Below are 22,381 nucleotides of genomic sequence, written 5' to 3' on the forward strand. Positions count from 1 at the left end.
GTTATGCCTTCGCCTCCGTGACGGGGAGCGCTCCGGTGGCGTTGGACGCAACCTTGATTTCGCCGCGGGCGGCCTTGCGGCCGATGTCCGTCCGGAACTGGGAGCCTTCCAGCTGAACCAGCTCCACGCCGTCGTACGCCCGTTCCCGGGCCTCCACCAGGTCGCTGCCGAGGGCAACGACGGCGAGTACGCGGCCGCCGGCGGAGATGACCTTGCCTTCGTCGTCGAACGCGGTGCCCGCGTGGATCACGTGCACGCCGTCCAGCTGGTCCACCTTCTTGAGTCCGCGGATGCGGTCACCGGTGCGCGGCGTGTCCGGGTAGTTGTGGGATGCGACGACGACGGCGACTGCCGTGTCCTTGGACCAGCGCAGCTCGTCTGCCTTGTCCAGTTCGCCCTTGGCGGCTGCCAGCAGCAGCGCACCGAGCGGGGTTTTGAGCCGGGCCAGCACGGCCTGCGTTTCGGGGTCGCCGAAGCGGACGTTGAATTCGATGACGCGGGTGCCGCGGGTTGTCAGCGCCAGGCCCACAAACAGCACGCCCACGAACGGGGTGCCGCGGTTCGCCATCTCGTTGACCGTGGGCTGGGCCACCCGGTCGATGACTTCCTGGACCAGCCCGGCTGGGGCCCATTCGAGCGGTGTATACGCACCCATGCCGCCGGTGTTGGGGCCTTCGTCGTTGTCGAAGATGCGCTTGAAGTCCTGCGCCGGGGACAGTGCCACGGTGTTGCGGCCGTCGCAGAGGACGAAGACGGACACCTCGGGGCCGTCGAGGAATTCCTCGATCACCACGGTGCCGCCGGCGTCAAAGCACGTCTGCGCGTGGGCCAGGGCTTCGTCGCGGTTGTTGGTGACCACCACGCCCTTGCCGGCTGCGAGGCCGTCATCCTTCACCACGTAGGGTGCGCCGAAGGTGTCCAGGGCCGCGGCTGCTTCCTCGGCGTTTGTGGCCACCATCGCCATGGCCGTGGGGACGCCCGCTTCGGCCATGACTTCCTTGGCGAACGCCTTGGAGGCTTCCAGCTGGGCTGCGGCCTTGCTGGGGCCAAAGACCGGAATGCCGGCCTCGCGGACGGCGTCGGACACGCCGGCAGCCAGCGGCGCCTCGGGGCCCACCACCACGAGGTCCACGCCGAGCTTGGTGGCCAGCGCCGCGACCGCGTCGGGATCATTCCCGTCAATCTTGTGGGTGGGAACCAGCTTGCTGATGCCGGCGTTGCCGGGAGCTGCATGGACCTCGGAAACGTTGGGGTCGGCGAGCAGGGAGCGGACAATGGCGTGTTCGCGGCCTCCAGGGCCAATGACGAGTACCTTCACAGTCTCCAAGCGTACTTTGTGCACCCTGCCGTTTCCTAAGGGGGTGTTCCTAAGCTGTGTCCTCACCCGGCCATCCCTGCGGCCCGCCGCAACGAATCCAAGGCATGAAGAAGCTTGTGAAGTGGCTCAAGGACCCCGCCGCAATGGCCGCGCTGGCAGGCGTGGCGGCTGCCGCCGTCGTACTTTCCGTTGCGGAACTGATCGGAGCGTTTTTTACCGCCCGGGCAACCCCGGTGATCGCGTTGGGGTCCACGTTCATCGACTTCACCCCGCCGTGGATGAAGGACTTCGCCATCGCCACGTTCGGCACCAATGACAAAGCCGCGCTGTTTGTGGGGATGGGCCTGACTATTTTCCTGCTGGCCTGCGTGCTGGGCGTGGTGGCCTACCGCAAGTGGGCGCTGGGCGTGGCCGGTGTGCTGCTTATGGGCGCGGTGATCGTGGCCAGCGTGGTGACACGGGCCAGCGTGAAGCCGCTAGATGCCATCCCCACCGTGCTGGGCACGATTGCCGGGCTGGTGGTGCTGCGGCTGCTGATCGCCCCGCTCTGGCGGCTGAAGTCCTGGCCCGAGGCACCTGCCGACACGGGCGCCGAGGAGCCTGACCGGCCCGCCACCAGCCGCCGGCGCTTCTTCGCCGCGGCCGGGATCACTGTGGCCGGCGCCGGGATCGCGGCCACGGGCGGACGCCTGCTCAGCGCCGCCCGCAGCAACATCACCAAGGCCCGCGAGGCCCTGCAGCTTCCCACTCCGGCAAAGGCCGCCGCCGCTGTGTCTGCCGGCGTCCAGTCCCCGGCCGCCGGCGTCGGCCCCTGGCTGACCCCTAACGATGTCTTCTACCGGATCGACACCGCCCTCAGCGTCCCCGAAATCAACGCCGAGGACTGGGAGCTCCGCGTGCACGGGCTGGTGGAGGAAGAGGTCCGCCTTACGTTCGCGGACCTGCTCGACGCCGACCTCATCGAATCGCACGTGACCCTCACCTGTGTCTCCAATCCCGTGGGCGGAAACCTCGCCGGGAACGCCCGCTGGCTCGGCCTGCCCATCCGCGAGGTCCTCAAACGGGCACGTCCCAAGGACGGCGCGGACATGGTGCTGTCGACGTCGATCGATGGCTTCAGCGCCTCCACGCCGCTGGAGGTCCTGCAGGATGACCGCGACGCCATGCTGGCGATCGGCATGAACGGCGAGCCCCTGCCGCTGGAGCACGGCTACCCGGTGCGCATGGTGGTGCCCGGGCTGTACGGCTTTGTCTCGGCCACCAAGTGGGTGGTGGACCTGGAGGTGACGCGGTTCGCGGACAGCCAGGCCTACTGGACCCAGCGCGGCTGGTCCGAGCGCGGCCCCATCAAGACCATGGCCCGGGTGGAAGTCCCGAAGTCCTTCGCCAAGGTGCCCGCCGGCCGCGTGGCGATCGGCGGCACGGCCTGGGCGCAGACCCGCGGCATCACCAAGGTGGAAGTCCAGATCGACAACAACCCCTGGGCCGAGGCCGTCCTGTCCACCGAGGCGTCCCTCATCACGTGGCGCCAGTGGTCCTTCGACTGGGAAGCGACACCCGGACCGCACTACATCAAGGTCCGTGCCACCGACAGAACAGGCGAGGTCCAGACCGAACAGCGGGCCGATCCGGTGCCCGACGGCGCCTCCGGCTGGCAGTCCGTCATGGTCACCGTGGAGTAGCCCGGCATTCGAGGAGTCCGCCCCTAGACTGGCAATATGCCGCACAACCCGCATGCCACGTTCACCGTGGACTCCGCCGTCGAACTCGCCGTTATTGAACGAAGCGGATTTGTGGAGTCCCGGCACATCGGCTCCGCCGTCGTCCTGTCCGGCGACGGGTCCATCGTCACTGAACTCGGCGACATCCGGACTCCCCTGTACCCACGCTCCGCGCTCAAACCGCTGCAGGCCCTGGCGTCCATGCAGTCCGGAGTCCCCCTGCGCGGCGCGCAGGTGGCGCTGGCCTGCGGCAGCCACGTCGGTTCCCTGGACCACATGGATGTGGTGGAGGGGATGCTCAAGGCCGCCGGCATCCGGGAGGACCAGCTCCAGTGCCCCGCCGCCTGGCCCCAGGACGAGACGGCCCGCAACTGGCTGATCCGTTCCGAAAAGGGCAAGTCAAAGCTCGCGTGCAACTGCTCCGGGAAGCACGCCGCCTTCCTGTGGGCCTGCACGGAAAACGGCTGGGACACCCACAGCTACCTCGAGCCGAACCATCCCCTGCAGCAGCGCGTCCGCAGTGTGATCGAGGAGTACAGCGGCGAGCGCATCGCCCATCTGGGCATTGACGGGTGCGGTGCCCCGGTTGCCGCCATTTCGCTGACCGGGCTGGCCCGGGCCTATTCGATGCTGGCCAAGGCCCCGGGGGACAAGAGCTCCAACGCCCGCGCCGCCACCATCACCACCTCCATGCTCGACTACCCGTGGGCCGTCCAGGGCCGCGGCGAGGCCAACACCATCGTGATGGACGAACTGGGCATCATCGCCAAGATCGGCGCCGAGGGTGTCCTGGCCATGGCCACACCCCAGGGCGTCTCAGTGGCTATCAAGATGCTGGACGGGAATCTGCGCGCCACCTCGCTGGTGGCCCTGACCCTCCTCGCCGCGGTTGGCGCCGTGGACATTCCGGGCGTCTCCAGCGTCCTCGACAAAGTAGTGGCCCCGGTGATGGGCGGCAGCCACGAGGTGGGCAAGATCCGCCTGGGCCCGGCCGTGTCCGCACTCCTGGACTGACATGGCTGTAGCGCGCCGCCGGATCGGCATTGAAGAAGGCACTGCGGCGCTGGCCGCGTGGCAGGAAGCCGCCGCGTCGCCGTCGGATGTTCCGCTCCCCCGCAACGTCACCGCCACGGCCGTGCGGTACACGCTGGAGGAGGTGACCGCGCGGGCGCCGGGGAATTCGGTGGAGGTGCGGGTGCCGCCGTTCGGCGTCACCCAGTGCGTGGAGGGGCCGCGGCACACCCGCGGGACCCCGCCCAACGTGATCGAGTGCGACGCCGCCACCTGGCTGGGCATGGTGACCGGCCAGTTGAGCTGGGCGGACGCTGTCGCCGCGCACAGGGTGTCCGCCTCCGGTCTGCGCGCGGACCTCTCAGCCCTGCTCCCCCTCTAACTCCCTCCCACCGAGCGCGAACGGACAGTTAAGCCCCACCAACGAGCGCGAACGGACAGTTAAGCCCCACCAACGAGCGCGAACGGACAGTTAAGCCCCTGTGGGAAGGGCCGCAAGTGTCCCCTCGCGCTACTGGGCGCGGAAGGGGAAGGGCCGCAAGTGTCCGCTCGCGCTACTGGGCGCGTGCGGGGTTCGATTCCAGTGTCAGCAGCCGGCCGATTGCGCTTGCCTGCAGGTTGTCCAGGAGGCCCCTGGGGCCGTCGTAGACCTCGGCCGCGCCCGCAGCAACGAGCTCGGCTGCGCTGGTGCCGCCGCACGTGACGCCGATGGCGGGGATGCCCAGCGCGGCAGCGGCCTGCATGTCCCACACCGCATCCCCCACGTAGACAGCGCTGGCCGCCGCCACGCCAACAGCTTCCAGCGCGGCAACCAGGATGTCCGGGGCCGGTTTGCTTGCCTTGGCATCGTCCGCGCTGGTGGCGGCATGGATGAAGGCGTCCGCGCCGAGGGCTTTGCGGGTGGCCGCCAGGTCCTGCGTTCGCGCCGATGATGCCAGGGCGACGGCGAGTCCCCCGGCGTGGCACTGGGCCAGTAACTCCTTGGCGCCGTCGAACGGACGCAGCGACGGCCAGCTCTGCGCGAAGACCGCCGCGTGGCTGGCGAGGATTCCGGCGTCGACGGAGCGGTCCCGCCCGGCAGGAAGGACCGTGTCCACCAAACGGGCTCCACCCATCCCGACGCACCGGTGAATGGTGGCCATAGGGACGTCATACTGGTGCTGGCGGAACGCCTGCCACCACGCGAGCGTATGGATATAGGCGGAATCCACCAGGGTCCCGTCAACGTCAAAAAGGACGCCGTACCGCCGCCCGCGGACCAGAGCGTGGCTCTGGGTGATCACCCTGCTACGGCGCGCGCGGACCCGGACATCTTCTTGCCGCGGGCGGCCGCATTTTCTTTCGGGGAGGACACGGGGCCGATCCGGTCCCGGATGACTGCCCCGGCACCGTTGTTGCTGAAGTCCCTGATCAGGCCCGTGCCGGCAATCTCGCGGGCCATCGCAATGCCGGCCACCGCTGCGCGCTTCGTTGGGAAGGTCACCGAGATAGCCATCAGGCTTCCTGAACCATCCAACATCCGTACCCTGTAGCCGCCGTCAGGCGCATCCACCAGCTCAAAATGTCCGGCCATTCCAACCACCCCTCGTTAGTCACGGCGCTGTCCTTATTAGGAGCGCTCCGCGAGTCTAGTAAGTATACTTATCTATCCCGCGGAGGTGAAGAGCGGGCCGGCCCTCGGGCCTTCATTGCCCTACACTTTCGGTCTCCGGTGGAATAGGTGTATCACTCCGGCGAACCATATCCTGATGCAGCTCCAGAGCGCTTGTCACAAGCGCGAAGTGGCTGAACGCCTGGGGCGTATTGCCCAGCTGCCGTCCTGCCCTGACGCCCCATTCCTCGCTCAGCAGACCCACATCGTTGCGGAGTTCCAGCAACCGTTCGAAGAGTTCGGTGGACTCCTCGGTCCGCCCCGCGCCCAGCAGAGCATCCACCAACCAGAAGGAGCAGGCCAGGAACACCCCTTCGTCCCCCGGGAGGCCGTCGTCGCTGTCGGCGGGACGGTAGCGCAGCACAAAACCGTCTTCGGTCAGCTCCCGCTGGATCGCGTCGATGGTCCCCAGCACGCGGGGATCATCCGGCGGCAGGAAGCCCACCCGCGGGATCAACAGCAGGCTGGCATCCAGTTCGGCCCGGCCGTACGCCTGCACAAAGGTGTTGCGGACGGGGTCGAAGCCGTTGGCCATGACGTCCCGGTGGATGGTGTCGCGCAGGGCCTCCCAGCGTTCCATGGGGCCGGGCAGGCCGAAATCGCGAACGCCCTTGACCATCCGGTCTGCGGCCACCCAGGCCATCACCTTGGAATGGGTGAAATGGCGCCGCGGCCCGCGCATCTCCCAGAGTCCGTTGTCCGGCTGGTCCCAGATGGTCTCCAGGTGCTGCATCAGGGCCACCTGGACGTCCCAGGACTCGTCCGTGTGTTTCAGCAGGGAGTTCCTGGTCAGCGCCAGGCAGTCCAGGACCTCGCCCCAGACGTCCAGCTGAAACTGATCGGCGGCACCGTTGCCGGTCCGTACCGGTTTTGAATTCTCGTATCCGGCAAGCCACGGGAGTTCCATTTCCGGAAGCCTGCGTTCGCCGTGGAGTCCGTACATGATCTGCAGGTCGGCCGGATCGCCTGCCACAGCGCGGAGCAGCCAGTCACGCCAGGCGGCAGCCTCGGTGGTGTAGCCGGCGGCCAGCAGTGCCTGCAGCGTCATGGTGGCGTCCCGCAGCCAGCAGAACCGGTAATCCCAGTTGCGGGGACCGCCCAGCTGTTCCGGCAGGGATGTTGTGACCGCGGCGACGATGCCGCCCGTGGGAGCGTAGGTCAACGCCTTCAGGGTCACCAGCGAACGGACCACGGCATCCTGGTACTTGCCCTGCACCGTGCACTGCGACGCCCAGCCGCGCCAGAAGGCCAGGGTTGTGCCCAGCACTACCTCGGCGTCCACTGTGTGCGGGCGGGGAAAGTGGCTGGGCGCCCAGGTCAGGACAAAGGGGATGCGCTCCCCCGCCTGGACTGTGAAGTCGCTGACGGAGTGCATGTTCTCGCCATGGAGCGGGGCATCGGTCACAAAGTAGACGGAGTCCGGGCCGGCGATGGCGTGCAGGCCGTGCTTGTCGCGCCGCACCCAGGGAACGATATGCCCGTAGTCGAACCTCAGCGCCAGTTCGCCGTGCATCCTGACGCTTCCGCTCACGCCCTCGACGATCCGCACGATGTCCGCCACCTCGTCACGTGGCGGCATGAAGTCAATGACCCTGACGGTACCCTCCCGTGTTTCCCATTCTGTTTCGAGGATCAGGGTCCCGTCCCGGTAGCCGCGTCTGGTGCAGGTGCCGCCGCTCGCGGGTGCCAGTAGCCAGCGTCCGGCCTCCGGCGTATCCAGCAGCGCGTTGAAACATGCCGGGGAGTCGAAGCGCGGCAGGCAAAGCCAGTCGATGGAGCCTTCAGTGCTGACCAGGGCGCCGGTGTGGAGGTCGCCAACAACTGCATAATCTTCAATCCGCGCCATGCAGATACCCTGCCACAAGGATGGCGGCTGCGGTTGGCTGGGAACTGCGCGTTCCTGATTAAGGGCTGACGTCACGCACGACGGCGGGACCGCCGCAGGTGCCCGGCGAGCGGTTGCGCTGTGGCAGAGTGGAGGCATGGACAGTGCTCCTCAGAATTCACCGCAGAACACTCCGCATCCCGCACCACTGTCCGGCACCCAGCTTTTCCGCCTGGCGCACCGGATCTCCGACGTCGTCAACGGCGTCCGCCTCCGGCTTGCCAAGCGCTGGAATTTCACGCCACAGACCATTGCGTACCAGGGCTACGGTTCAGGCGGCTGGGTACGGGTGCTTGGCCGCGTCGTGTTGACCAGGAAACCTGCCCCGGGCAGCCGGGCCGAGCATGCAGCCCGCAACGGCACGCAGAACATCCGCGGCTGGCGGGCCTTCACCAGCGTCCCCGTGCCGTTCACCGACGTGGAAATCACCATCGCCGGCGTCACCACCCGGGTCCGGGCGGACCGGGGCGGCCTGATCGACACCGTGGTGGACGTGCGGCTCCCGCCAGGCTGGCACACCGCAGTCCTGCGGGCTGACGGGACCGAGCCCGTGGAGACGCTGATCCAGGTGATCGATGCCGCTGCGAAGTTCGGCATCGTGTCCGACATCGACGACACCGTGATGGTCACCGCCCTGCCAAGGCCGTTCCTGGCCCTGTGGAACACGTTTGTCCTCAGCGAACGGGCACGGATGGCAACGCCGGGGATGGCGGTCCTGCTGGAAAGGCTCACCATTGAACACCCGGACGCGCCGGTCATCTACCTGTCCACGGGTCCGTGGAATGCCGCCCCCACCCTGGCGCGGTTCCTGGGCCGGAACATGTATCCCTCCGGCGCCCTCCTGCTCACCGACTGGGGCCTGACCCAGGACCGCTGGTTCCGCAGCGGGCAGGAGCACAAGCACCGCAACCTGGAGCGCCTCGCCAAGGAATTCCCGGACATGCGGTGGCTCCTGATCGGCGACAACGGCCAGCACGACGAACAGATCTACTCAGGCTTTGCCCAGGAAAACGCCGACAAGGTGGCCGCCATCGCCATCCGGCAGCTCTCCGTCAGCGAGTCCGTCTTCGCCGGCGGGCACTCCGAGGACGGCGACCACACCACCTCGGTGGTGCCCTGGATCTATTCGCCGGACGGCGCGGGGATGGCCAAACAGCTCAAGGTCCTGGACCTGCTTTAGATGAATCACCACACACTTTCAGGCGGATAGGCGGCACGCATGAGCGACACCGACGGCGATGCACGACGGCGGGAACTTGGCGACAATCCAGGCCCGGTTGAGGAGGAGGTGGAGGAATCCTTCGACCGCACGGTTGATGAAGGCGCGCAGCGGCTGAACCGCTCCTTTCGGGACGTGCTCATCACCGGCTTGTTCGGCGGGTTTGAGATAGGCATTGGCATTATGGCCTACCTCGGCGTTCTCCATGAGACCGGGAACCACCTTCTCGCGGGGCTGGCCTTCAGTGCAGGCCTCATCGCCCTCCTGCTGGCCAAGAGCGAACTGTTCACGGAAGGCTTCCTGGTACCCATTGCCGCCGTCGTCGCACGGGAGGCAAGCTACGCGCAGCTCGGGAAGCTCTGGGGCGGCACACTCATTGCCAACCTAGTGGGCGGTTGGCTTTTCATGGCATTGATCATGGCAGCGTTCCCGCAATGGAGCGAGATCATCACGAAGGAAGCCAACCACTATCTGGACGCCGGGTTTAACTGGAAAACCGTGTGTCTTGCCGTGTTGGCGGGGAGCACCATCACGTTAATGACCCGCATGCAGCACGGGACTGACAGTGTCACCGGCAAGATCGCGGCCGCCGTCGTTGGCGCTTTCCTGCTCTACGGGCTGCAGCTCTTCCACTCGATCCTGGACTCGCTGCTGATCTTCGGTGCCATCCACACAGGTGCTGACATCAGCTACCTTGAATGGCTCGCCTGGTTTTCCTATGTAGTGGTCTTTAACGTGCTTGGCGGGATCCTGCTGGTGACCGCGCTACGGCTGGTGAGCGCCAGCAAGCTGGTGAAGGAACGGCGGGATGACTCACCCGAGGACCCGGAGGACGTGCACCACTCCGGCTAGGCGGTGGCACCCGAGGTGGTCACACCGTCGTCGGGCGCGTCCGTCGCGTCAGGTTCCATGGCCTGCGCGACGGCGGCACTCGCCGCCGCGGCAAGGTTCCGCTCCTCGATGAGCTCCTGGAGCCAGAAATAGGACGCCTTCGGCGTACGCTCCTGGGTCTCGAAATCAACATGGAGCAACCCGAAGGGCTGGTTGTAGCCTGCCGACCATTCGAAGTTGTCCAGCAGCGACCACACGTAGTAGCCCCGCAGGTCAATTCCCTCGGCGTCACCGCCGGGAGCCGTGGCCTTCAGCGCGGACTCGATGTGGTCCGAGAGGTATTTCAGCCGCCGCTCGTCCGGGATGAAGGTGGTGTTGGTGGACTTGTCGCGGACGATGATGTCCTCAAAACTGGCCCCGCCCTCGGTGATGATCACCGGCGGCAGATGCGGGTACCGTTCCGCCATCTCCTTCAGCGCCACCCCCATGTACTCGGGTTTCACGGGCCAGCCGTAAGACGTGATGTCAGCCTCGGGCCAGGCCACCACATGGAAAGGTGTAGCGCCATTGCCCACCGCGCTCAGGTCACTGCCCATGGCCTCCGCCATGGTGGCCGGCACCGCCCCATCACCGGGGCCGACGGCCACCTTCGTGGGCATGTAGTAGTTCAGGCCGTAGAAATCCAGCGGCTGGGAGATGACCTCCATGTCCTCGTCCGGATGGTCAAAGGAGCCGAAGAACTTCGCGGCGCGGATGATGTCCGGATACTGGCCCGTGAGGACGGGGTCCGCGTACAGCCGGTTCTGTGCGATGTCCATCAGGCCCGCGCTCATCCAGTCCAGGGGGTTGACGGAGTTCGGGACCATGGGCGAATACACATTGGACATCCCGATCTCGCCGGGGACCCCCGCTGCCCGCAATGCCTGCATGGCGAGCCCGTGGCCCAGAAGCTGGTGGTGCACGGTGGGCAACGCGTTGAGCATCAGCGCTTCGCCCGGCGAGTGCAGGCCCATGGTGTAGCCGTTGGTGCTGACCGTAGCGGGCTCGTTGATGGTGACCCAGCGGGCAACGCGGTCGCCGTACGCAGCAGCGGCAATCGCGGCGAACTCCCCCAGACGGTAGGCGGTATCACGATTCATCCAGCCGCCGGCGTCGTCCAGTGCCAGCGGAGTGTCCCAGTGATAGAGGGTGACCATGGGCGAAATCCCGTTGGCCAGGAGCTCGTCCAGGAGCCGGTCGTAGAACGCCAGCCCGGCCGGGTTCACCGGCCCGCTGCCGTTGGGCTGGATCCGGGGCCAGGACAGTGAGAACCGGTACGAGTCGACGCCCAGCTGCTTCATGAGGGCAACGTCGTAGGGCATGCGGTGATAGTGGTCGCAGGCAACGGCCGGGCTGTGGCCGTCCACGATGGCACCTTCCTTGGCCGAAAACACGTCCCAGCCCGCCGGGCCCCTGCCGTCCTCGGTGAGCGCGCCTTCGATCTGGAAGGCTGCGGTGGCCACTCCCAGGGTGAAATCCGCAGGGATGAGGGCGGCCAGGTCCTTGGCGGAAATGTGCATCGAGTCAGCCCTTATGCCGGAGAAAGCGTGGAACGGATAGCACCCAGAATGGCACACGGCCGGGCCCTTGACGAGCGTCGCTGCTAGGGTCGGTGCATGGATGAAAAACTGGGGAAGTTCATCGACAATTTTTCCGAGCTGGTTCAGCTGGCGCAGGCCGGGAACCACCGGCAGCAGACCGGCAAGCAGCTGCTGGAGGCGTTAACAGAGCACTTGGGAGAGCCTGCTGAAGGCCTCTCCGTGGTGGTGGAGAACATTCCGCCGCACCGGTTCGTGGACGCGGACATTCTGATGGCCGAGTTCGCCGGTCAGGATCCGGACAGCAGGCTGGTGGGCATCGGCGGCGGCGGCCAGCGGCACCACCAGTCGCTCAGCGACATGGTGCAGCAGTCGCAGCTGTTTCCCCAGTTCCCCCTGTCCCAGCCGGAGTACACGAACCTTGCCGTGGGGCCCGACCAGCAGCGCCAGGCGGTGGCCATTGGGCTCTGGCTCTTCAGCCGCGAAGGGCACAGGCTGGCTGTATTGCAGCGCGACGCGGCCCCGCACACCGGGCGCCAGTCCGCCACCTTGGAACTGCTGGCCGCCCGGCCGGAAACAGCCACCGGATTCCTGGCCGAGTTCCGGATCCGGATGGACAACAACAGCGTCCTGAAGGGACAGGTCATCTCCCTGGTCATGTCCGAGTACGGGCCAAGCACGGCGGGGGTGACGTTCCACCACCGCCCCAGCCTCCCGGCGTCGGACGTCATTATGCCCGACGGCCTGCTGCGGAAGGTCGCGGACCACACCGTGGGCATCGCCACGCACCGGGTATCCCTCAAGGAGCACGGCCAGCACCTCAAACGCGGCATCCTGCTCTACGGCCGGCCCGGGACCGGCAAGACGCACACCGTGCGCCACCTGCTGAGCCAGAGTGAAGGCTCGACGGCGATTCTCCTCTCGGGCGGTTCACTCGCCAGGATCTCCGAGGCGGCACGCATGGCGCGGGCGCTGCAGCCCTCGATTGTGGTGCTGGAGGACTGCGACCTCATTGCCGAGGACCGGAGTTTCGGGCACGGGCCGCAGCCGCTGCTGTTTGAGGTGCTGGACGCGATGGACGGCCTGGACAACGACGCCGACGTCGCGTTCGTCCTCACCACCAACCGGCCCGACATGCTGGAACGCGCCCTGGCCCAGCGCCCCGGCAGGGTGGACCTGGCGGTGGAGATCCCGCTGCCTGCCCATGCCGAGCGGGTCCGGCTGCTGGAACTGTACGGCCGACTGGTCGCGTTCAGCCCGGCGGCACTGGCTGCCGCCGCGGAACGGACGGCGGGAACCACCGCATCCTTCGCCCGGGAACTGGTCCGGCGGGCCGTGGCGGCGGCGGCGCTGGAGGACGCACCGGTGTCCGATTCCCATCTGGCCGCCGCCGTGGAGGACCTGATGGCCGACGCCGAAACCCTCACCCGCAGCCTGCTGGGCAGCGGCACGGACGCGGCCGGTCAGGATCCCCGGCCACCTGCCAGCCGGTAGGAATCCTCCAGCAGTTCACCGAGTTCGTCCGTGCCGATGCGCGCCAGCCGGACCAGCACCAGCTGCGGCGATCGCTCATGGTGCGGAGTCCAGAAATAGGTCTCAGGTTCCGTGCCGGCCAGGGCCTCCCGCTCGGTGGTCTTCACCGTCAGCACGCCGTCTTCCCACATGCGCGCCATCAGGGTTTTCGCGAACCACGCGGGCTGGTCCCAGCTGCTGCGTTCGGTGACACCGGGCAACGCCAGGCACATCCTCCGCACGTCCTCCTCGGTTGCCATCCGCGCTAATCCCCCGGGGCGTCCGCTTTGGAGAGCTCGCCGGTGATCGGCTCGCCGGGGGTCCGGGCGGTCCGCCACGTATCCAGTGCCATCACGGCCCCAAGGATCACCAGGGACAGGGTGACGGAGGCCAATGCATCGCTGAGCCAGTGGTAACCCAGGTAGAGGCGGCTCAGCGAGGCAAGGATGATCCCGATGCCCGCGCCGATGAAGCCGAGGACTGCCGACCGCGGGTTTTCCCGCCGCGAAAAGACCAGGAAGGTTGTGACCAGCAGGAAGTCGCAGGCACCCAGGACGTGGCCAGACGGGAACGAGAACGTGTGGTCGGCGCCGAACAGCATCAGTTCCACCGGCGGCCGCGAGCGCTGGACGATCGCCAGGATGATCTGCGATGTCACGACGCCGGTGAGCATCGCGGCAGCGAGCACGATGGGCCGCCAGGCGTGCCTGGCCGCGAACCCCCAGGCCACCGTCACCACCAGCACGATGATGGGCAGGGCAACAGGGCCGAAGATCACCGCGAGGAAGATCATCACGGCAGTGAGGGTCTCTGACCGGAGCGAGAGCAGCCAGTCGCGGATGGATTCGTCGGGTCCCCAAGGGCCGTTGCTGCTCTGCAGGACGCCCACCAGGGTGGCGATGAACAGCAGGGCCCCCAGGCTGATGAGCACCACAGCCGTCCGGTACAGCGCCCTGCGCGCGGCCGGCTCCATAAAGCGTTCCTCCACCACGAATTTGTCATGGAAAGTCCGCCAAAGACTTTTCCTGCGTGCCTGCTCTGCCACTGTGTTTCCGTCCGTGCGCCGTTGAGGTGTGCCTACGGTGAAGAGTATCCCTTCTGCCCGTTGTTGGCCCTTCTCTGCGCAGGGTTGGCCCTGCCGCCGGGCATGTCAGCCCGCCGGGGGTAGCCTGACTCAATGGGCGCGATGAATGAGCTGATCAACCGGCAGGGCGTGGAAACACTGGCCCGGATCCTGGCTGACGCCGCTCCCACATCGGGCTGGCCGCACGTCGCTGCTGCCGCCGCACAGTTGGACGAGTTGAGCCTGCGCGGCCGGACGGACGCGGTGAGCAGTGCGCTGCTGGCGGACATGCGGCAGCTTCCGGATCCGGGATACCCGACGGCGGCGCGCATCTTCCGGAGCGCCCTTTCCGGCGCCGGTTTCACGGGGTGGGTCCTCTGGCCGGTGTCCGAGGCGGCCGTCACGCTGGCGCTTGAGTCTGACGCCGGCTCGGATCCCGGCCGCGACTTTGACGACTGCCTGGCCCTCCTGGCCGAGCTGACCCCGAGGCTGACCGGCGAGTTCGCCATCCGCCGGCTGCTGGCCACGGACCTGGAGCGTTCGCTCAAGATCATCCAGGGCTGGACCGCGCATCCGGACGAGCATGTCCGGCGGCTGGCCTCTGAAGGCACCCGCGCGTATCTCCCCTGGGCGGTGCGGGTTCCCGCCGTCGTGCTTCATCCGGAGGTGTCCATCCCGATTCTGGACGCCCTGTACCGTGATCCTTCGGAGTACGTGCGGCGCTCGGTGGCGAACCATCTGAACGATCTGGCCCGGCACTCGCCGGAGCTGGTGGTGGCGACGGCGGCCGGCTGGCTGGCCGCGCCGGACGCCAACACCGCATGGGTGGTCAGGCATGGCCTGCGGACCCTGATCAAGAAGGCGCATCCGGGTGCGCTCGCGCTCCAGGGGTTCGCGCCGGCGTCGGTGGCTGTCACGGGACCCACGCTGGACCGGAACTCGGTGGCCATACCGGGTGAACTGGCTTTCGACTTCGCGATCGCCAACACGGGGAACTACGATGCCAAGCTCGCCGTGGACTACGTGGTCCATTACGTCAAAGCCAACGGCACGCAATCGGCGAAGGTCTTCAAGATCGCGGCGCTCACTCTCGCCGCCGGTGAGACCCGCACCTTGTCCAAGCGCCATGCCTTCCGGCAGATGACCACCCGGGTGCACCACCCGGGGGTCCATGCCCTTGAGCTGCAAATCAACGGGATCCGGCACGGGCACACGGAGTTTGAGCTGCACCTCTGAGGTGGGAGGCACTGCGGGTTTTACGCCTCCTTGCCCGCTCCCAGGGTTGCCGCCGGTTTGGCGGTTTTCAGGCCGCAGCACTCCTCGACAAACCGCGTGAGAGTGGCGAAGCTGAAGGTCTTATAGGTGACGTCCGGCCAGCGCTGGCGCAGCAGTGTTCCCAGCCGCTGCGCGTTCACCTGTCCGTTGACCCACAGCGTGGATCGTCTTTCAAGAATGCCTGCACGCTTGCCCTGTACAGCTTGAACTCAGGGTGATCTGCCGGAGTGGTCTTTGCCGGCGTTTTCTTGGCTGGAGGGGCCTTCTTTGCGGGCGTATTCTTGGTGGGCGCGGCATTCTTGACCGACCGCGCCGTCATCGCTGGAGTGGTGTCGATTGCCGCGGGCGGCGGTATGTCGATCACGTGAAAGTGATCAGCCACCGACGGTAACAGCTTGTTGACGATGCCGGCTGCCGGCTGAGACGTGGTGGCCACAAAGGACCGTTTGCCCAAAGCGTGCAGGCGGCGGATCAGCGGCACAAAGTCACCGTCGCCGCTCACAATCACAAAGAGTTCAATCCAGGGCATGTCCGCCGCGACCTCCAGGACGTCCACCACCAGTTCAATGTCGGCAGCGTTCTTGGTGCTGTGGTCAAAGGAGAACACTTGGACGGGTTTGATGTTGCTGGCCAGCAACTGGGACTTGTAACCGGCCATATCCAGCCGGGACCAATTGGCGTACGCCCGGGCAAGGGCCGTCTGCCCGCCGAGTCCGCGGCTGGCCACCTCGGCTTCAATGTCCCGCACAACTTTGGCGAGGGGCACTACCGACACGTCGTTCCCGTATCCGCCGAACAGGTTCTCCATGTCGAGAAAGATGGCGACGTTCCGCTGCTGCACTGGCACTAGACCGTCCTCCCCCAAGCGAATAGTAAGCAGAGCCTATCCCGCGCCGGGCGCCTTTTCTTTGAACGCCACCACACAGCTGGGAGGCACTGCGGGTACCTGTATCAACAGCCACTCCCACACATGCGGAATGTGCGGTTGGCTAATAAAGGAACACCCGGGCTCCTGCCCCTGACGAAGCGATGAGGAAACGAAAATGCGAGCAACCATCATGTATGGCGCCGGCGACGTGCGCGTGGAGAATGTGCCCGATCCCGTCATCCAGAATCCAACCGACGCCATCGTGCGGATCGTCAATTCCTGTATCTGCGGCTCCGACCTGCACCCCTACCACGGCATGCCCTCGTCCCGGCTGGGCAGCCCCATGGGTCACGAGTTCATCGGCGTCGTCGAGGAAACGGGCAAGGATGTGTCCACCCTGAAGCAGGGCGACTTCGTCATCGCGCCGTTCGCCTGGTCCGACGGGACCTGCGATTTCTGCCGCGAAGGTCTGCAGACGTCCTGCCGCCACGGCGGATTCTGGGCCTCGAACGGAATCGGCGGCGCCCAGGCCGAGGCCATCCGCGTCCCGTTCGCCGACGGCACCCTGGTCAAGGTCCCGGTGGGTGAGGACAGCGAGCTGCTGCCGTCGCTGCTGACCCTCTCCGACGTCTACGGCACCGGCTACCACGCCGCCATCAAGGCCGGCGTGAACGCCCGGACCACTGTCACGGTCATCGGTGACGGCGCCGTCGGGCTGATGGCGGTGCTGTCCGCCAAGCAGCTCGGTGCCGAGCACATCATCCTGATGGGCCGGCACAAGGCCCGTACCGACCTGGGCCTCGAATACGGCGCCACCGACGTCGTCGCCGAGCGCGGTGAGGCCGGCATCGAGAAGGTGCGCGAACTCAGCGGCGGCGACGGAACGCACACCGTCCTGGAGTGCGTGGGGCACCGGCCGGCGTACGACCAGGCCCTCGGCGTCATCCGTCCCGGCGGCGTCATCAGCCGCGTGGGCGTGCCCCAATACGAGGACGCTCCGATCGGCTTCGGCTCCATGTTCGGCCCGAACATCACGCTCACCGGCGGCCCGGCCCCCGTGCGCGCCTACATCGAGACGCTGCTGCCCGGCGTCCTGGACGGCACCGTCAACCCCGGCAAGGTGTTCGACCGCACTATCAGCCTGAACGAGGTCCCCGACGGCTACCGCGCCATGGATTCCCGCGAAGCCCTGAAGGTCCTGGTCCGTCCGTAGCGACACATCGAAAGGAATCACACCATGACCACCTGGCTCATCACAGGCTGCTCCACCGGACTCGGCCGCGCACTTGCCCACGCCGCGCTCGCCAACGGCCACAACGCCGTCGTCACCGCCCGCAACGTCACCACCGTGGAAGACCTCGCGGCCGCCTACCCGGACACCGCCCTTCCCCTGCAGCTCGACGTCACCAACACCGCCGAGATCGGCGCGGTTGTCGAGCAGGCCAGGGCGCTCGTCGGCGGCATCGACGTGCTGGTCAACAACGCCGGCTACGGTTACCGCGCCGCGGTTGAAGAAGCGGACGACGCCGACATCCGGCAATTGTTCGACACCAACTTTTTCGGCGCCGTCAGCATGATCAAAGCAGTCCTCCCCGGCATGCGCGCCAGCAGGGCCGGGTCCATTTTGAACATCTCATCGATCGGAGCGACCCTGCCAAGGCGGCGGAAGCCATTTTGGCGGTCGTCGAAAGCCCCAATCCGCCGGCGCTGCTGGTGCTGGGCAGCGATGCCTTCAACGCGTTTGCCGCCGTCGCGCAGGCGGAGCGCTCCGAGCTGGACCAGTGGCGGGACGTCAGCCTCAGCACCGGCATCGGAGCAGACCAACCATGAGCACGCAGAAGCAAGGGCAAGCTAAGGCAGCTTTACAAGACTGTCGAGGCTCTCCCAGGCTTTGGTCTCATTGTTGAGAACGGTCGTCGCAGCACCGGAGCCTTTCACCTCTCTGAGCCCGAACTGAAACCCGTCTATGAAATATTCGTGGAGTTTTCCATCTGTGGAGGACTGCGGCCAGAGGAAGACGACATACTCCTTGCCGGCCTCGACGTCCACATCGTCCATGAACTTCTTTTGAATGTACTTCTTCGCAGCCGGAATCTGGCCGTTATTCAGACGGAGCCTCTTATCTCTCTGCTGCTGATTTAGGCTCTTCCAGTACTCATCAAAGGTTACGGTCCCTCCGAGCCGTGAATAGTTCAGTTGATCACCAGGCTTTACGCCACCCTTGTAGACCTCGCGGACCGTCATCTTCCCGATAGTCTGCGGGAACACGTATTGATTAGAGATTGGGCTGAAAGCCCGTCCGCCGTCGATTGAGTCGATGTGCACGCGGGCTACCACGGGAACCCTGTTGTATCCGTAGTAGGGGTCCTTCGCGTCCCAAATAAACTCAACCTCGGTTACAGCGTGCTGAATTTCTTCACTGGGGATGCTGGCGTACGCATCATTGGAAATCGCTGTTTCAGCCGGCCTGACCTGCTGATTTGACGCAGGATCGGCAGGCTTGGGGCCATCAGATGCGCAGGAAGATACCCCGGCAAGTAGCAACACGGCCGCAACCATGAAAGACACTTTCAGCTTGTTCATTCTGTTGACCTCCCCTACTGCGGGTGCTTGGCAGTTGATGCAGGTTCGGCGAACTCGTCATCGTGCGTGGCAGCCCAGGAGGCCAAAAGCTGCAAGGCATCAGCCGTCGGGGAGCCCGCAGGTGCGGTGTACACGTTCAACACCAGGCCCGGCTCACTGGGCAGCTCCATGGACTGGTAGTTCAAGTCGAGGTCACCCACCACCGGGTGATGCAACCGCTTGAGCCCGCTGCGGTGGAAGACCACATCCCGGGAAGCCCACCGGTCCCTGAACAGCTCGCTCTGAGTGGACAGCTCGCCGACGAGCCGGATCAGCTCGGGATCGTGCGGGTGCCGGCCTGCTTCGAGCCGGAGCATGGCCGCGGCATCGTGGGTGATCTGATCGTAATCGCGCCAGAACTCGCGGGCCGCCGGGTCAAGGTAGGTAAACCAGGTGGTGTTCACCGGCCGGTGCGCGCTTTGGAATACGGGCGAGTAGAGGGCCCGCCCCATCCGGTTGGCAGCCAGGATGTCGTGGCGGCCGTTGCGGACCCACGCCGGCGCGTCAGCCATCGCGTCGAGTACCTGCTGGACTTCAGGCCGGACAGTACCGGAAGGTTTGCTGCGGCTCCTGCGGACCGGCCCGGCGGCGCGGGCGAGGTCAAAGAGGTACTCCCGCTCGGCTTCGTCCAGCTTCAACGTGCGCGCGAGGGCATCCAGCACGCTTTCCGATGCCCCGGCGAGGTTGCCGCGCTCCAGCCGCACGTAGTAGTCCACGGACATGCCGGCCAGCATCGCCACTTCCTCACGCCGCAGGCCGGCGACCCGCCGATTCCCGCCGTACGCAGGCAACCCGGCTTGCTCCGGCGAAATCCGCGCCCGCCTGGAACTGAGAAACTCCCTTATGTCCGCGCGCACATCTCCCATACCCCTACGGTAAGCGCCCACGGTCCCCGGCGGCAGGCACTGTCAGTACCTGCCTGCCCCGCGCCCGGGGAACCCAGGCAAACAGGCCCGGCCACGGCCCAACTGCTACCGTTGCGTGGTTCCGCTGGCGGTGGCGCCCAGCATGGCGAGCTCCGCCCGGCTGGGCAGGCCCTCCCAGTCCCCGGCCGTGCTGACGGCGAAAGCCCCCATCACGGCACCGCGTTGAAGGCGGCCGGCAACGTCCTCGCCGTCGAGCAGGGCAGAGAGGTAGCCGGCGGTGAAGGCGTCCCCCGCGCCCACGGTATCGATGCTGGTCACTGGGACGGCGGGCGCCTCGAACCGTCCGGAGGCGGTGTGGACGCCGGCGCCGGCGGCTCCCCGCTTGACCACCACTTCCCCGACCCCGTGCTCCAGCAACGAGGCAGCGAGCGCGGTTTCGGCGTCGTCGTTCCCCAGCGATTCGGGGCCGTTCAAGGCGGCGGACGCAACGAGGTCCAGTTCGTCATCGGACGCTATCAGGATGTCCGCGTGCCGCGCGGTGGGGCCCAGCACGGCGCGGGCCTCGTCCCGGGACCAGAGCCGGCCGCGGTAGTTGACGTCGAGGGACACCACCACGCCGTCGGCCGCGGCACGCTCGGCGGCGTATTCAAACGCCTTCCGGGCTTCCGGGCTGAGGGCGGGGGTGATGCCGGTCAGGTGCAGCACGCGCGGACCGGCATCCAGGAAGCGGTCGACGTCGTCCCTGCTGACGGTGGAACCGGCCGAACCGGCGCGGTAGTAGTACGCCCGGGTTAAATCTGCGGTCCGCTGCTCGAGAAACATCACCCCGGTACTCCGCCCCGTGTCCACGCGGTGCTGAACCTGGATCCCCTCGGAGCGCAGCTGCCGCAGGATGTACTCGCCGTGCGGATCGGCGCCAACCGCACCGGCCCACGTGACGCTGTGGCCCAGCCGCGCAACCCCTACGGCGACGTTCGATTCGGCCCCGGCCACGTGCATGGCCAGGCTGCCGCCGGCGGACAGCGGCCCGGCGGACCGCAGCGACACCATGGATTCGCCGAACGTCAGAAGGTCGACGGCGGCACTCACCGCACGCCCGCGGCGGCAGTCGTTGCGGCAGGCTCTGCGGCGCTGCCGCGGGCAAAGGAGTCCGCCAGGTCCACAAATGCGCGGGCCCGCCCGCGCATCGGGGCGAGGGCGCCACCTGAGCCAGTGTCACCGAACAGCGGTCCGCCAAGCCCGACGGCGATCGCGCCGGCTTCCCAGTAGCCTACGGCTTCGTCCAGGCCCACGCCGCCCACCGCGATGAACGGGATCCCGGGGAAGGGATCGCGCAGCGCCTTAAGGTAGCCCGGGCCGCCGATGGAGGCGGGGAACAGCTTGATGGCTGTGGCCCCGCGGTTCATCGCCTCGTACGCCTCGCTCGGCGTCAGGGCCCCGGCCAGGACCGGGATTCCCTGCCGCGCCGATGCAGCGATGGACGCGGCCAGCGACGGTGTGACCATAAACTGGCCGCCGGCCTCGGCGACGTTGTCCACGTCCTGCTCGGTCAGGACGGTTCCGCCACCCACATAGCAGCGGACCGGCGCCGCAGCACGGACCGCGCGGATCGCCTCCAGCGCCCCCGGTGTGGTCAGGGCGATCTCGACGAAACGGAACCCTTCCGCCATCGCGGCGAGGGCGGCCTGCGCTGCGGCCGGCCCGTCCGTGCCGCGAACGATACCCACGAGCCGCGAGTCCCGGATGCCAGCCAGCAGGGCTTCGGGCGTGATGCCAGGGCTGTCAGAAACGTCCGTGCTGTCAGTCATGTTGTTTACCATTCTGCAAACGCTCCGTCCGGGTGGCGCCAGACCGGCCCGCGCCAGGCGTGGCCGCGTTTGTCCGCGGCGCGGACCACGGCCTCGTCGATTTCAATGCCGAGGCCGGGGCCGGTCAGCCGTTCAATGTGGCCGTCCACGAACTTCAGCGGGGACTTGTCCACCACGTAGTCCAGGACTTCGGCACCCTGGTTGTAGTGGATGCCGATGCTCTGTTCCTGGATCAGGAAGTTGGGCGTCGCGAAGCCCACCTGCAGGCACGCTGCCAGGGCGAGCGGCCCCAGCGGGCAGTGCGGGGCCAGCTGGACATCGTAGATTTCCGCCAGCGAGGCGATCTTGCGGACCTCGGTGATGCCGCCGGCGTGCGAAAGGTCCGGCTGGGCCACGGCAATGCCGGCCTGCAGCGCGGGCAGGAATTCCTGCCGGCTGTAGAGCCGCTCGCCGGTGGAAACCGGCGTCGTGGTGGAGGAGGTGAATTCGCGCAGCAGGTGCGTGTTTTCCGGAACCATGGGTTCCTCGAGGAAGAACGGCCGGTACGGTTCCAGCAGCGGCGCCACCCGGCGGGCGTTGGCCAGGCTGAAGCGGCCATGGAAGTCCACCGCGACGTCGCGGTGCTCCCCCAGCACCTCTCGGGCCGCGGCAACCCGGCGGACGACGCCGTCGAGCTCTGCCACCGAGGCGACCGGGCTCATCCGGCCGCTGGCGTTCATCTTGACGGCGGTGAGGCCTACCTCCAGCTGGGCGCTGATCTGGTCCGCCACCTCGTTGGGCTCGTCCCCGCCCACCCAGCCGTACATGCGGATCCTGTCGCGGACGTGGCCGCCCAGGAGCTGGTGCACGGGGGTGTTGAAGTGCTTGCCGGCGATGTCCCAGAGGGCCTGGTCCAGCCCGGAGACGGCGCTGGCCAGGATGGGTCCGCCGCGGTAGAACGAGCCTTTGGTCATCACCTGCCAGTGGTCTTCGATCCGGAGGGCGTCGTTGCCGATCAGCACTTCCGCGAGCTGGCCGACGGCGGTGCGGACCGTTTCGCTGCGCCCCTCGCAGGTCGCCTCGCCCCAGCCCACAATCCCGCTCTCGGTCTCGATGCGGACAAACAGCCACCGCGGCGCGACGAGGAAGGTTTCAATTCTGCTGATGAGTGTCAT

The 22,381-nt window shown here is 67.0% G+C and carries 23 protein-coding genes; 9 read left to right on the forward strand and 14 right to left on the reverse strand.

The window, feature by feature from the left end; genetic code table 11:
* Nucleotide 1 precedes the first annotated feature (1 nt).
* Complete coding sequence (gene purD / locus AC3IT0_RS18370; protein ID WP_489323840.1) at nucleotides 2–1,318, reverse strand: phosphoribosylamine--glycine ligase; 1,317 nt, start codon at nucleotides 1,316–1,318, stop codon at nucleotides 2–4.
* Nucleotides 1,319–1,422: 104 nt separating this feature from the next.
* Between purD and AC3IT0_RS18375 the strand changes: the two genes are divergently transcribed.
* The 3 genes from AC3IT0_RS18375 to AC3IT0_RS18385 are packed head-to-tail and all read left to right on the forward strand — an operon-like array spanning nucleotide 1,423 to nucleotide 4,432.
* Nucleotides 1,423–3,000, forward strand: a complete 1,578-nt coding sequence (locus tag AC3IT0_RS18375; protein ID WP_489321098.1) for a molybdopterin-dependent oxidoreductase — start codon at nucleotides 1,423–1,425, stop codon at nucleotides 2,998–3,000.
* Between the two features lie 36 nt (nucleotides 3,001–3,036).
* Nucleotides 3,037–4,053 carry an asparaginase gene (locus AC3IT0_RS18380; RefSeq protein WP_489321099.1) on the forward strand — a complete coding sequence of 339 codons (1,017 nt, stop codon included), beginning with the start codon at nucleotides 3,037–3,039 and terminating at the stop codon, nucleotides 4,051–4,053.
* 1 nt (nucleotide 4,054) lies between these two features.
* Nucleotides 4,055–4,432 carry a sterol carrier family protein gene (locus tag AC3IT0_RS18385; protein ID WP_489321100.1) on the forward strand — a complete coding sequence of 126 codons (378 nt, stop codon included), beginning with the start codon at nucleotides 4,055–4,057 and terminating at the stop codon, nucleotides 4,430–4,432.
* A 172-nt stretch (nucleotides 4,433–4,604) separates the two neighbouring features.
* Here the strand turns inward: AC3IT0_RS18385 and AC3IT0_RS18390 are convergent, their stop codons facing one another.
* From AC3IT0_RS18390 to AC3IT0_RS18400, 3 genes are all read right to left on the reverse strand, one after another.
* Nucleotides 4,605–5,333 carry an HAD family hydrolase gene (locus AC3IT0_RS18390; protein WP_489321101.1) on the reverse strand — a complete coding sequence of 243 codons (729 nt, stop codon included), beginning with the start codon at nucleotides 5,331–5,333 and terminating at the stop codon, nucleotides 4,605–4,607.
* Nucleotides 5,330–5,623, reverse strand: a complete 294-nt coding sequence (locus AC3IT0_RS18395) for a YegP family protein (RefSeq protein WP_489321102.1) — start codon at nucleotides 5,621–5,623, stop codon at nucleotides 5,330–5,332. The genes AC3IT0_RS18390 and AC3IT0_RS18395 overlap by 4 nt, the downstream gene beginning before the upstream one ends.
* 112 nt (nucleotides 5,624–5,735) lie before the next feature.
* Complete coding sequence (locus tag AC3IT0_RS18400) at nucleotides 5,736–7,547, reverse strand: glycoside hydrolase family 15 protein (RefSeq protein ID WP_489321103.1); 1,812 nt, start codon at nucleotides 7,545–7,547, stop codon at nucleotides 5,736–5,738.
* Between the two features lie 136 nt (nucleotides 7,548–7,683).
* On the opposite strand from AC3IT0_RS18400, the gene AC3IT0_RS18405 reads away from it, so the two are divergent.
* Nucleotides 7,684–8,766 (forward strand): App1 family protein phosphatidate phosphatase, encoded by a 1,083-nt coding sequence (locus tag AC3IT0_RS18405; protein ID WP_489321104.1) that lies wholly within the window; start codon nucleotides 7,684–7,686, stop codon nucleotides 8,764–8,766.
* A 39-nt stretch (nucleotides 8,767–8,805) separates the two neighbouring features.
* Nucleotides 8,806–9,657, forward strand: a complete 852-nt coding sequence (locus AC3IT0_RS18410) for a formate/nitrite transporter family protein (RefSeq protein WP_489321105.1) — start codon at nucleotides 8,806–8,808, stop codon at nucleotides 9,655–9,657.
* Here AC3IT0_RS18410 and AC3IT0_RS18415 read toward each other — a convergent pair.
* Nucleotides 9,654–11,195, reverse strand: a complete 1,542-nt coding sequence (locus AC3IT0_RS18415; RefSeq protein WP_489321106.1) for a GH1 family beta-glucosidase — start codon at nucleotides 11,193–11,195, stop codon at nucleotides 9,654–9,656. The two genes, AC3IT0_RS18410 and AC3IT0_RS18415, sit on opposite strands and share 4 nt — an antisense overlap.
* A 96-nt stretch (nucleotides 11,196–11,291) precedes the next feature.
* Here AC3IT0_RS18415 and AC3IT0_RS18420 point away from each other — a divergent pair, with 96 nt between their 5' ends.
* On the forward strand, nucleotides 11,292–12,707 hold the full coding sequence (locus AC3IT0_RS18420; RefSeq protein WP_489321107.1) for an ATP-binding protein: 1,416 nt from the start codon (nucleotides 11,292–11,294) through the stop codon (nucleotides 12,705–12,707).
* Here the strand turns inward: AC3IT0_RS18420 and AC3IT0_RS18425 are convergent.
* Both AC3IT0_RS18425 and AC3IT0_RS18430 read right to left on the reverse strand, forming a co-directional pair.
* Complete coding sequence (locus AC3IT0_RS18425) at nucleotides 12,677–12,985, reverse strand: MmcQ/YjbR family DNA-binding protein (protein WP_489321108.1); 309 nt, start codon at nucleotides 12,983–12,985, stop codon at nucleotides 12,677–12,679. The genes AC3IT0_RS18420 and AC3IT0_RS18425 overlap by 31 nt on opposite strands.
* A gap of 5 nt (nucleotides 12,986–12,990) precedes the next feature.
* Entirely contained in the window at nucleotides 12,991–13,770 is a 780-nt protein-coding gene (locus tag AC3IT0_RS18430) for a phosphatase PAP2 family protein (protein ID WP_489321109.1), read from the reverse strand.
* Between the two features lie 132 nt (nucleotides 13,771–13,902).
* Between AC3IT0_RS18430 and AC3IT0_RS18435 the strand changes: the two genes are divergently transcribed.
* Complete coding sequence (locus AC3IT0_RS18435; RefSeq protein WP_489321110.1) at nucleotides 13,903–15,024, forward strand: DNA alkylation repair protein; 1,122 nt, start codon at nucleotides 13,903–13,905, stop codon at nucleotides 15,022–15,024.
* 20 nt (nucleotides 15,025–15,044) lie between these two features.
* On the opposite strand, the gene AC3IT0_RS18440 is transcribed toward AC3IT0_RS18435, so the two are convergent.
* Both AC3IT0_RS18440 and AC3IT0_RS18445 read right to left on the reverse strand, forming a co-directional pair.
* On the reverse strand, nucleotides 15,045–15,203 hold the full coding sequence (locus AC3IT0_RS18440; RefSeq protein ID WP_489321111.1) for a hypothetical protein: 159 nt from the start codon (nucleotides 15,201–15,203) through the stop codon (nucleotides 15,045–15,047).
* Nucleotides 15,200–15,910 (reverse strand): NYN domain-containing protein, encoded by a 711-nt coding sequence (locus tag AC3IT0_RS18445; RefSeq protein WP_489321112.1) that lies wholly within the window; start codon nucleotides 15,908–15,910, stop codon nucleotides 15,200–15,202. The genes AC3IT0_RS18440 and AC3IT0_RS18445 overlap by 4 nt, the downstream gene beginning before the upstream one ends.
* Before the next feature lie 196 nt (nucleotides 15,911–16,106).
* Here AC3IT0_RS18445 and AC3IT0_RS18450 point away from each other — a divergent pair, with 196 nt between their 5' ends.
* On the forward strand, nucleotides 16,107–17,144 hold the full coding sequence (locus tag AC3IT0_RS18450) for a zinc-dependent alcohol dehydrogenase family protein (protein ID WP_489321113.1): 1,038 nt from the start codon (nucleotides 16,107–16,109) through the stop codon (nucleotides 17,142–17,144).
* A 24-nt stretch (nucleotides 17,145–17,168) separates the two neighbouring features.
* Nucleotides 17,169–17,786, forward strand: coding sequence for an SDR family NAD(P)-dependent oxidoreductase (locus tag AC3IT0_RS18455; protein ID WP_489321114.1), 618 nt, complete (start codon nucleotides 17,169–17,171; stop codon nucleotides 17,784–17,786).
* On the opposite strand, the gene AC3IT0_RS18460 is transcribed toward AC3IT0_RS18455, so the two are convergent.
* The 5 genes from AC3IT0_RS18460 to dgoD all read right to left on the reverse strand — a co-directional run bounded on the left by AC3IT0_RS18460 (nucleotide 17,783) and on the right by dgoD (nucleotide 22,381).
* Nucleotides 17,783–18,514 carry a hypothetical protein gene (locus tag AC3IT0_RS18460; RefSeq protein ID WP_489321115.1) on the reverse strand — a complete coding sequence of 244 codons (732 nt, stop codon included), beginning with the start codon at nucleotides 18,512–18,514 and terminating at the stop codon, nucleotides 17,783–17,785. The genes AC3IT0_RS18455 and AC3IT0_RS18460 overlap by 4 nt on opposite strands.
* 14 nt (nucleotides 18,515–18,528) lie before the next feature.
* Nucleotides 18,529–19,419, reverse strand: coding sequence for a helix-turn-helix transcriptional regulator (locus AC3IT0_RS18465; protein ID WP_489321116.1), 891 nt, complete (start codon nucleotides 19,417–19,419; stop codon nucleotides 18,529–18,531).
* A 105-nt stretch (nucleotides 19,420–19,524) separates the two neighbouring features.
* Nucleotides 19,525–20,508, reverse strand: coding sequence for a sugar kinase (locus AC3IT0_RS18470; protein WP_489321117.1), 984 nt, complete (start codon nucleotides 20,506–20,508; stop codon nucleotides 19,525–19,527).
* Nucleotides 20,505–21,227, reverse strand: coding sequence for a bifunctional 4-hydroxy-2-oxoglutarate aldolase/2-dehydro-3-deoxy-phosphogluconate aldolase (locus AC3IT0_RS18475; protein WP_489321118.1), 723 nt, complete (start codon nucleotides 21,225–21,227; stop codon nucleotides 20,505–20,507). The genes AC3IT0_RS18470 and AC3IT0_RS18475 overlap by 4 nt, the downstream gene beginning before the upstream one ends.
* A gap of 5 nt (nucleotides 21,228–21,232) precedes the next feature.
* Entirely contained in the window at nucleotides 21,233–22,381 is a 1,149-nt protein-coding gene (dgoD, locus tag AC3IT0_RS18480; RefSeq protein WP_489321119.1) for a galactonate dehydratase, read from the reverse strand.

The organism is Pseudarthrobacter sp. KH_020_B (assembly GCF_057840185.1).